Below are 9,234 nucleotides of genomic sequence, written 5' to 3'. Positions count from 1 at the left end.
GTGCATCTGGAATCTGGGTTCGTGCACCTGCATACGCCAGTGACAAGGGCGTCATACCTCCGGCGGCGCTCCGCGCGCCGAAGCGTAATTCATAAAACCGCCTGCTTCGATTGGGCACACCATCCGCCCGCTCTTCAGGGCTGCCCCCGGCGCACTTTGCGCGCGCCGGGCGCCTGACTCACATCCCTTATTGGACTGCTGGCGCTGCTTCCTGCGGATTCTTGTCCGTCGGCGCCGTTTGTGGTGCCGGCATCGGCGTCATTGCGCCCGACGCGGCAGCAGGCGCCGCCGCTGGGGCGTTCGACGTGTCGCCTGGGTCGGTGTAGTTCGGTACGCCTGCCGGGGCGCCTGTGGCGCTTCCCGAGGCCGCGTTCGGGGCTTCCGCTGCGTCACCTGGGTCCGCGTAGTTCGGTAGACCCGCCGGGGCCCCAGCAGCGGCCCCCGAAGCACCCTTGGCGGGTGCGGCGGCGCCGGAGTCGTCCTGGTCGTCGTAGTTCGGAAGCGGCGCGGCGTTGTCGCCGGTGCCGCGCAGGCGCGCCTTACGTTGCTGCGTGTAGGCGTCGCGAACGAACGAATACTTGTCGAGCGCGGCCTGTTGCAGCAGGCTGGATGCGCCCAGTAGATCGGAACGCACGCTCACGAACTGCAGTACGTACAGCGGATTGCGAACCGCCGGCTCAATGTAGTTCAACGGGTTGAACTTCACGTCCACCACGAGGCCCATGCTGTCACGCACCGTGCTCGGGCCGAATAGCGGCAAGACAAGGTACGGGCCCGACGGAACGCCCCAGTGGCCCAGCGTCAAACCGAAGTCCTGGTGGTGCTTCGGCAGACCAGCCGGTGTCGCCCAGTCGAGCAGGCCGCCAAGTCCAAAGGTCGAGTTGAACGCGAAACGCACGAGGTCTTCGGTTGCGTCGGTGATCTTCAGTTGCAACAGGTTGTTGGCGGCGTTGGTCAGGTCGCCCAGATTCGAGAAGAAGTTGCTCACCGCCGTACGCAACGGCTGCGGTGTCACCTTCTGGTAACCCTTGGCAACCGGGACAGCGATGAAGCGGTCCACGCCGTCGTTGAAATTGAAAATGACGCGGTTCGCCGGCTCGAACGGGTCGCCAGGCTTGCGGTCGGGGCCGGTCGCGCAGCCAGAGATCAGACCGGTGGCGGCCAGCGCCAGCACGGTGGTTTGCAGCTTCATACTTTTATTCCTTTGTGCTTCGCGCGACGTTGGCGCGGCTTGCCCATCAATACGGGTTGGAACACCACCGCGCCAATCAGCGTGCAAAACAACGAGAGTGCCAGCAAGCGTCCCATACTCGACGTCCCCGGATGGTGCGACAGCCAGAGGCTGCCGAACGCAGTCGCCGTAGTCGCGGCGCTGAATAACACGGCATGCGTGAGGCTTGACTGTAAAAGGCTGGTCTGGCCATGGCGCCACGCCATGACGAAGTAAATCTTGAATGCTACGCCGACGCCCAGCATCAGGGGTAACGCAATGATGTTCGCGAAGTTCAGCGGCATGCCGAACACCACGCACAACTCCAACGTTACCAGCGCCGACACCAGCAGCGGAACCAGGGTCCGCAGCATATCGCTGAGCCGCCGCAGCGCAATCCACAGCAGGATTGCAATCGACAGCAAAGCCCAGCCGGCGGCCTGCAGGAACGCCTTGATGATCGTGTCCGCGGAATTCAGGATCGAAATCGGGCCACCGATCGCGTTCGGCTCCGCCTTCTTCACTGAGTGGACAAAGCGGGCGAGCATCGCGTCGTCGTTCGGATCGGTGCCGGTTTTGACGTTCGGCGCGATGTCGACCAGCGCGCGGCCATCCTTCGAAACCCAGCTCGTGGAAATCTCCTTGGGCAGGTTGTCCCGCGTAATCTCGGTCGGCTGCAGCAGATCCGCGAGTTGCTTCAGCGCGATGCGCAGCGGCTCGGACATCGCGGTTTCGGCGCGGTCGCGCGTGGCGGCGTCGGCGGCAGCCAGCTTTTGCAGCGTCGCGGAGAGGTGTTTGGCGTCGGCGGCGCCCGGGCCCGGATGGTCGTCGGCGGCGAGCGAGAGCTGGTTCGACGCGCGCTTCAACGCGGCAACGCGCACCGTGTCCGTGGCTTGAGGCGCGGGCTGCTGCTGCAGGGCGGGCAGCAGTTGCTGCGCGGCGCTTGCCACCAGCATCAGCTTTTGCTGTTGCTCGGTCGGGATGAAGGTGCTCAGCGTGGTCACGCGACCCACTTCCGGCAGCGTGCGCAAATGCGCGGCCTTCTGGTCCGCATCGGCAAGCGTGGGCGCCAGCACATGTACGTTGTTGACCGCGGCTTCCGGCGAATCCTTTAGCGACAGCAGCGTTGCCATGGATTCCGTATGCGGGTCCTTCAGATGCAGCGGGTTGAAGTCGAAGCGCAAATGCGTGAGCAAAGGTATACCGCCGATCACGACAATGAGCGTTCCGATCAGCACCGGTTTGCGGTGACGATCCAGGAAATCGTCAACGGGTGCGAGTTGCTTGAAGCCAGGCGAAGCGGGCTCACCCGGCGGTCTGAAGACTTTCAGCAGCGCCGGCAGCAGCGTCATGTTGGTGAAGTACGCGACGAACATGCCGACGCCGGCGATCTCGCCCAATTCCGACACGCCGCGATAAGCCGTCGGCAGGAACGAGAAGAAGCTCAGCGCGACTGCCACGGCCGCGAGCGTCAGCGGCACGCCGATGCTATGTGCGGTATGCATGAGGGCGGCGGAAAGACGGTTGTCGCGATTGCGCTCCTCACGATATTTGACGCCGAACTGCACGCCGAAATCGACCCCGAGCCCGACGAACAGCACCATGAAGGCGACCGAAATCATGTTGAGCGCGCCGACCATCAGCAGGCCGAGCGCCGCGGTGATCGCGAGCCCGACGAACAGCGTGATGAACACGGCGATGATCATGCGGCCCGAACGCAGCGCCAGCCACAGAATGACCAGCACGACGATGAAGGTGCCGATGCCGTTGAGCACGGCGCCGTCCTGGACCGACGCGAATTCTTCGTCCGCGAGAGGCTGTTCGCCGGTCAGGCGGACCCTGGCGCCATAGCGCGCATCGAGATGCAGCGAGGCGGCGGTGTCGCGGATCGCCTTCGACGCGGTCGCGCCCGGCTCCAGCGCGTCGTAGTTCACAACCGGCTGCACCGTGACGAAGGCGCGCGCCGGATCCGTGGCGGCGTCCTTATCGACCAGCGCGCGCCACGAGAACGCCGCCGCCTGGCCGGCCAGCACGCGATCGAGCGTGGTTGCGCTTTGCGACAGCAAATGGCTCATGTCAGCCAGCTTCACCTGACCCAGTTGCAGCGGCAGCAACAGGCTCGTGGTGAGCGTGCCGGCGAGGCCGGTCAGGCTCGGATCGTGCGCGAGGGCATTGACGAGCGGGCGGGACTGGACGAGCTGCGAGGTGGTGGACAGCACCTCATCGGTCGACGGGAACAACAGACCATTGTGTTCGAAGAACGGACCGCCGGCGGGCTGCGAGACGGCGACGAATTCCTTCGGATCGGCTTTGAGCGCGGCGCTCAGGGCATTGGCGGCGGCGTCGGCAAACTCCGGGGCGCGCGCTTCGACCACCACCAACACGGTTTGACCGCGATCCGGGAAGGCCGCATCCATCGCATTTTCGAGTGACGACCATTGCTTGTCGGTCTCGACCAGCTTGCTGATATCGGTGTTGATCTTGAAGTTATGGGCAACGTAGAAGCCGCTCAAAACGGCGAGCACGAGCGACAGAGCGATGATCCGAAACGGATGGCGCACCGAATAGGCGACGAGACGGACGATAGATGACTTCAGCATGTAGGCGGAGGTGGCCTTATCACGAGTGGTGTTTTTGACGAAAGTGCACAAGTATACAGAGCCGGAGCGACTCGGCTCCACTTCGCTAGCAAGGACGACGCCCGGGCGGCGCGGCTGGGGTGGGAACGCAATATCGGTATACTGGTCTATCCTGCTTTCGCTGCGGGCTTGCGAGCCTGCCGGCGCTTACTTCTTGGGGTTTTGGCGAGCGTATGAAACGTTATCTGTCTGCTTTTCTGGCCGCGGCCGTGGTGTCCACGGCGGCCTATGCGCAAAGCGCGCCCGATGCGGTGGTGAAGAGTGCCGTCGAAGGCACAGTGGCCGCGATGAAGGCCGACCCGCAGGCGCGCGGTGGCGATATGGCGAAAATCACCGAGCTGGTTCAAACGCGCTTCGTACCGGCTACCGATTTTCAGCGGACCACGCGGATCGCGGTAGGGAAGGCATGGAGCACGGCGACTCCCGAGCAGCAGAAGCAGCTCTATGACCAGTTTACGCTGCTGCTGGTGCGCACCTACGCCGCCTCGCTGTCGCAGTTGCGGGATCAGGATGTGAAGTTCAAGTTCTCGCCCGTCAATGTGGCGGCCGGCTCCAAGGACCTGGTGGTGCAGTCGCACGTGATCAGCAATGGCGGCGATGATGCCATCGATTACCGGCTGACCAAGGGCGCTAACGGCTGGAAGATCTACGACATCAACATGATGGGCGCCTGGTTGATCCAGGTGTATCAGACGCAGTTCGCCGATCAGATTTCCAAGGGCGGCGTGGATGGGCTGATCAAGTTCCTGACTGCGCATAACGCACGAAGCGCGGGCTGACGTAACAACGCAAAAAAGAAAAAGCGCGGTGGCTATCAGGCCACCGCGCTTTTTTTCTACCGAACATGTACTTCATGGGGCGGACAAAACCGCCCCAGGCAGCGCTTAGTGTGCGGAAGCAGACGCCGCCGTCTGCACCTTCTTACCCTTTCCAGCGCGCCCGATTTCCTCGAGCTTGATCTCGACGTGTCGCGAGAACACGTACTCAGCCGGACGCTGCTTATCCAAAGCAATATCCTTGGTGAAGGCACCCGAAGTCTTCGGGCCGCGCAGGCTGACCTTCAACGCCTTCAACGGGTGCGCCACCGTATCCATCACGGCAGTCGCTTCAAAGCCGCAGTGCACCATGCAATCCGCGCACTTCTCGTAGTTGCCCGTGCCGTACTTTTCCCACTCCGTGGTTTCCATCAATTCCTTGAAGGTCTTCACGTAGCCTTCGCCGACCAGGTAGCACGGCTTCTGCCAGCCGAACACCGTACGCGCCGGGTTGCCCCAGGGCGTGCACTCGTACGTCTGATTGCCGGCCAGGAAGTCGAGGAACATGCCCGACTGGCTGAACGACCAGTTCTTGCCATTGTTGCCGCGCTTGAAAATCTCGCGGAACAGTTGCTTGGTCTTGTCGCGGTTCAGGAAGTGTTGCTGATCCGGCGCGCGTTCATACGCATAACCCGGCGAGACGGTGATGCCGTCCACGCCCATCGGGCCGAGCGTGTCGAAGAATGCAGCGACGCGTTCCGGCACGGCGTCGTTGAACAACGTGCAGTTGATGTTCACGCGGAAACCGCGGCGCTTCGCTTCCTTGATGGCGGCGACAGCCTTGTCGTACACGCCTTCCTGCGACACCGAGTGATCGTGCGCCTGCTGGTCGCCGTCGAGGTGAACCGACCAGACGAAGTACGGATTCGGCTCGTAGTCGTCCATCTTCTTTTCCATCAGCAACGCATTCGTGCACAGGTACACGAACTTCTTGCGTGCGATGATGCCCTTCACGATCTGCGGCATTTCCTTGTGCAGGAGCGGCTCACCGCCTGCAATCGAAACGACCGGTGCCCCGCATTCGTCGACTGCGCCAAGGCATTCTTCGAGCGACAGACGCTGATTCAGGATGGGATCCGGATAGTCGATCTTGCCGCAGCCATTGCAGGCAAGATTGCAGCGGAACAGCGGCTCCAGCATCAAGGCGAGCGGGTAGCGTTTGTTGCCAGAGAGATGCTGACGCATGATGTACGCGCCAACCCGGACTTTCTGTAGCAGCGGAATAGACAAGGTGTCCTCCTTAAACTTCGCGTGCAGCGAGTGGTTGCATCAGTTTCGATGGCAACTTGAATTCGACTTTCTCTTCACGGCCCGCCATCGTCGTGACATCGACGGGCCCCAATGCGCGCAGCGCATCGATTACGTTCATTACCATCTCTTCCGGTGCTGAAGCACCAGCCGTGATGCCGACGGTCTGCACGTTCGCAAACCACTCCGGCTTCACTTCCGAACCGTCGGCGACGAGATAACTCGCCACGCCGGTTTCGCTGCCGATCTCGCGCAGCCGGTTCGAGTTCGAACTGTTGGTTGCGCCTACCACCAGCAGCACCTCGACCTCTTTGCTCAGTTCGCGCACCGCCGCCTGACGGTTTTGCGTGGCGTAGCAGATGTCGCGCGTGTCGGGACCGACGATGTCGGTGAAACGGCGCAGCAGGGCATCGATGATGCCACGTGTGTCGTCGACCGATAGCGTGGTCTGCGTGACGTACGCCAGCGGCGTATCGAGCGGCAGGTCCAGATGCGCGACTTCAGCCTCGCTTTGCACCAGCAGCACCTTGCCGGGAATCTGGCCGATCGTGCCTTCCACTTCCGGATGGCCCGCGTGGCCGATCAGGATCAGGGTACGACCCGCTGCCACATATTGGCGCCCTTGCACGTGGACCTTGGTCACGAGCGGGCAGGTCGCGTCGAGCACGTCAAGACCGCGCTGTTCCGCGTCGCGCTCGACGGTCTGCGCGACACCGTGTGCGCTGAAAATCGCCACGGCGCCGTGCGGCACCTCATCGAGTTCTTCGACAAAGCGCGCGCCTTTCTGGCGCAGGTTATCCACCACGTGGCGATTGTGAACAATCTCGTGGCGGACATACACGGGCGCGCCGTGTTGCTGTAACGCGCGATCGACGATCTCGATTGCACGTACAACACCCGCACAAAAGCCGCGGGGCTGAGCAAGGATGACTCGCATAAATTGGCGAACTCCGACTGACGCGGGTTTCGAAGAAGTCGGTAATTATGACTTTATCGCCGCGATCATCTATTTAGTTGACGTCTTGAGCCCCGGCGACCAGCCGGTACAGCAAAACCAAACGCGCATTCTAACGCTATCAGGCCGGCTTTGCTTTGGCCTGCCCGCCAGGGTGTTGGGGCCACGCCGCACTGCGGGCCACTGCCCGGCGCCGCCCGCGTGGCGCAGGTGGCAATGATTACACGCTGCACTGGTTTGGCGGAACCCTTAAACTACGTGGTCCTGCGGCACGTATCGGCTGCCGCATTACAGAAAGGTTTCGAGGCTCGCTGGATGGACGTCGATCAATACGAAAATTTTCCGGTCGCGAGCGTGTTGCTGCCAAAGGCGCTGCGCGCGCCTACCGGCATTATCTATCAGGTTGTCCGCACCGCCGCCGACATCGCCGATGAGGGCGACTGGAGCCCGGCCGAGCGGCATGCCCGCCTCGCCGACTTCCGCGCCGGCCTCGACGCGGTAGCGGCGCGGCGCGCGGCGCCGGTGCACCCACTCCTGTTCGGCAAGCTCGCCGGCGTGATCGCGCAGTATAAACTGCCGCTGGCGCCGTTCTACGATCTGCTCCACGCCTGCGGTCAGGACATCGACACCCGCCGTTACGCGGACCGGTCCGCCTTGCTCGACTATTGCCGCCACTCGGCAAGCCCGATCGGGCAGTTGATGCTGCATCTGGTGGGCGCCGCCACGCCGGAGAATCTCGCCGACGCCGATGCGATCTGCACGGCTTCGCAACTGATCAGCTTCTGGCAGGACGTCGCGGCCGACTGGGAAAAAGACCGCGTGTATCTGCCACTCGCGGATATGCGGCGCTTCAACGTGACCGAGGCGCAGATCGCGAGAGGTGTCGTCGACGATGCCTGGACCAAGCTGATGGCCTATGAAGTTTCGTTCGTGCGGACCACGCTGGTACGTGGCGCACCGCTCGCGTTGCGGATTCCCGGGCGCCTCGGGATCGAGCTGTGCGGCGCTATCCACGGCGGTTTGCGGATCCTCGAGCGGATCGAAAAAACCGGCTACGACGTGTTTCGCGAGCGGCCGGTACTCAACACATTTGACTGGTGCGTCGTCGCGGTACGCACTGTGGTGATGCGCCTGTCTCGGCGCGTCGGCGTAGAAGCGGGTTCACTCGAGGGTAATGCTTAATGGCGGTGGTTCTGTTTCTTCTTTCGTGTCTTTCCCTGCTGATCTGGTGTGTGTTGCTGTTTGCGCGCGGCGGTTTCTGGCGGGCGCGGCCCGCCGCGCCGCTCACGCTTGAGCCGCGCGAAACATGGCCGGCGGTTGCCGCCGTGGTGCCGGCACGCAATGAAGTCGACGTGATCGCGCAGGCGGTCACCACCCTGCTCGAGCAGGACTATCCGGGCGAATTTCACGTGATCGTGGTCGACGACCACAGCACCGACGGCACCGCCGACGCAGCTCGCGCGGCCGCGTTGCAACTGCAATGCCCCGATCGTCTGACGGTGCTGAGCGCGAAGCCGCTGCCGCCGGGCTGGTCCGGCAAGGTGTGGGCGCAGTCGCAAGGTATCGAGGCGGTGCGCACGCTCGGCCTGCCGGCCGATTTCCTGCTGCTTACCGATGCCGACATCGGCCATCCCGCCGACGCAGTCGCGCAACTGGTCGCCCGTGCGGATGCGGAAAAGCGCGACCTCGTCTCGCTGATGGTCCGTCTGCGATGCGATTCGTTCTGGGAGAAGGCGCTGATTCCGGCCTTCGTGTTCTTCTTCGCCAAGCTGTATCCGTTTTCGTGGGTCAACAACCCGCGCAACCGCACGGCCGCGGCGGCGGGCGGCTGCATGCTGGTGCGGCGCAGCGCGCTCGAAGAGGCGGGCGGCATCGAGTCGATTCGCGCCGAGCTGATCGACGATTGCAGCCTTGCTGCGCGGATCAAGCATCGCGGCACGGGGCGTCATCCGATTCGTCTCGACGTGGCGGCGCGCAGCGTGTCGCTGCGCCCTTACGATAGCTGGCGTGAGATCTGGAACATGATCGCGCGCACGGCCTTTACGCAGCTGCATTACTCGCCGCTGTTGCTGGCCGGTACGCTGTTGGGCATGACGATCATCTACCTGGTGCCGCCGGCGGCCGCGCTGGTGCTCGGGCCTCAGGGCGCGCCCGCGTGGCTCGCCTGGGCGGCCATGTGCTGCGCGTATGCGCCGATGCTCAGCTACTATCGTCGCTCGCCGCTGTGGGCCCCGTTTCTGCCGCTGGTGGCGTTGTTCTATGTCGGCGCGACGTTTGCGTCGGCGGTGCGTTACTGGCGCGGCAAGGGCGGCCAATGGAAGGCGCGGGTGCAGGCGCCGGTGCAGGAGCGCTGAGACGCGGCTGCCC

At 63.4% G+C, this 9,234-nt stretch carries 7 protein-coding genes; 3 read left to right on the top strand and 4 right to left on the bottom strand.

Annotated elements, in window-relative coordinates:
- Positions 1–187: 187 nt before the first annotated feature.
- Both M0D67_RS27170 and M0D67_RS27165 read right to left on the bottom strand, forming a co-directional pair.
- Positions 188–1,192: a VacJ family lipoprotein gene (locus M0D67_RS27170; protein WP_266240422.1), complete on the bottom strand. Its 1,005-nt coding sequence runs from the start codon at positions 1,190–1,192 to the stop codon at positions 188–190.
- A complete protein-coding gene (locus tag M0D67_RS27165) occupies positions 1,189–3,810 on the bottom strand; it encodes an MMPL family transporter (protein ID WP_266240421.1) in 2,622 nt (873 codons plus the stop codon). The genes M0D67_RS27170 and M0D67_RS27165 overlap by 4 nt, the downstream gene beginning before the upstream one ends.
- 212 nt (positions 3,811–4,022) lie before the next feature.
- On the opposite strand from M0D67_RS27165, the gene M0D67_RS27160 reads away from it, so the two are divergent.
- Positions 4,023–4,628, top strand: a complete 606-nt coding sequence (locus M0D67_RS27160) for a phospholipid-binding protein MlaC (RefSeq protein ID WP_266240420.1) — start codon at positions 4,023–4,025, stop codon at positions 4,626–4,628.
- Between the two features lie 105 nt (positions 4,629–4,733).
- Here M0D67_RS27160 and hpnH read toward each other — a convergent pair whose 3' ends face one another.
- Both hpnH and ispH read right to left on the bottom strand, forming a co-directional pair.
- A complete protein-coding gene (gene hpnH / locus M0D67_RS27155) occupies positions 4,734–5,894 on the bottom strand; it encodes an adenosyl-hopene transferase HpnH (RefSeq protein ID WP_063500562.1) in 1,161 nt (386 codons plus the stop codon).
- 10 nt (positions 5,895–5,904) lie between these two features.
- Complete coding sequence (gene ispH, locus M0D67_RS27150) at positions 5,905–6,849, bottom strand: 4-hydroxy-3-methylbut-2-enyl diphosphate reductase (RefSeq protein ID WP_054034174.1); 945 nt, start codon at positions 6,847–6,849, stop codon at positions 5,905–5,907.
- Positions 6,850–7,182: 333 nt separating this feature from the next.
- Here ispH and hpnC point away from each other — a divergent pair, with 333 nt between their 5' ends.
- The gene (hpnC, locus tag M0D67_RS27145; RefSeq protein WP_266240419.1) at positions 7,183–8,049 is read left to right on the top strand and encodes a squalene synthase HpnC; all 867 of its coding nucleotides are present in this window, start codon (positions 7,183–7,185) and stop codon (positions 8,047–8,049) included.
- Entirely contained in the window at positions 8,049–9,221 is a 1,173-nt protein-coding gene (locus tag M0D67_RS27140; RefSeq protein ID WP_200620620.1) for a glycosyltransferase, read from the top strand. The genes hpnC and M0D67_RS27140 overlap by 1 nt, the downstream gene beginning before the upstream one ends.
- The last annotated feature ends 13 nt before the right edge of the window (positions 9,222–9,234 follow it).

Origin of the sequence: Paraburkholderia sp. SECH4, assembly GCF_030511745.1 — a bacterium.
GTDB classification, from domain to species: domain Bacteria; phylum Pseudomonadota; class Gammaproteobacteria; order Burkholderiales; family Burkholderiaceae; genus Paraburkholderia; species Paraburkholderia madseniana.
This window is presented reverse-complemented; position numbering and strand designations above follow the sequence as displayed.

Bases quoted from the DNA above. Each gene is read 5' to 3' on its own strand.
- M0D67_RS27170 (WP_266240422.1), bottom strand. From the start codon at position 1,192: ATGAAGCTGCAAACCACCGTGCTGGCGCTGGCCGCCACCGGTCTGATC.
- M0D67_RS27165 (WP_266240421.1), bottom strand. From the start codon at position 3,810: ATGCTGAAGTCATCTATCGTCCGTCTCGTCGCCTATTCGGTGCGCCAT.
- M0D67_RS27160 (WP_266240420.1), top strand. From the start codon at position 4,023: ATGAAACGTTATCTGTCTGCTTTTCTGGCCGCGGCCGTGGTGTCCACG.
- ispH (WP_054034174.1), bottom strand. From the start codon at position 6,849: ATGCGAGTCATCCTTGCTCAGCCCCGCGGCTTTTGTGCGGGTGTTGTA.
- hpnC (WP_266240419.1), top strand. From the start codon at position 7,183: ATGGACGTCGATCAATACGAAAATTTTCCGGTCGCGAGCGTGTTGCTG.
- M0D67_RS27140 (WP_200620620.1), top strand. From the start codon at position 8,049: ATGGCGGTGGTTCTGTTTCTTCTTTCGTGTCTTTCCCTGCTGATCTGG.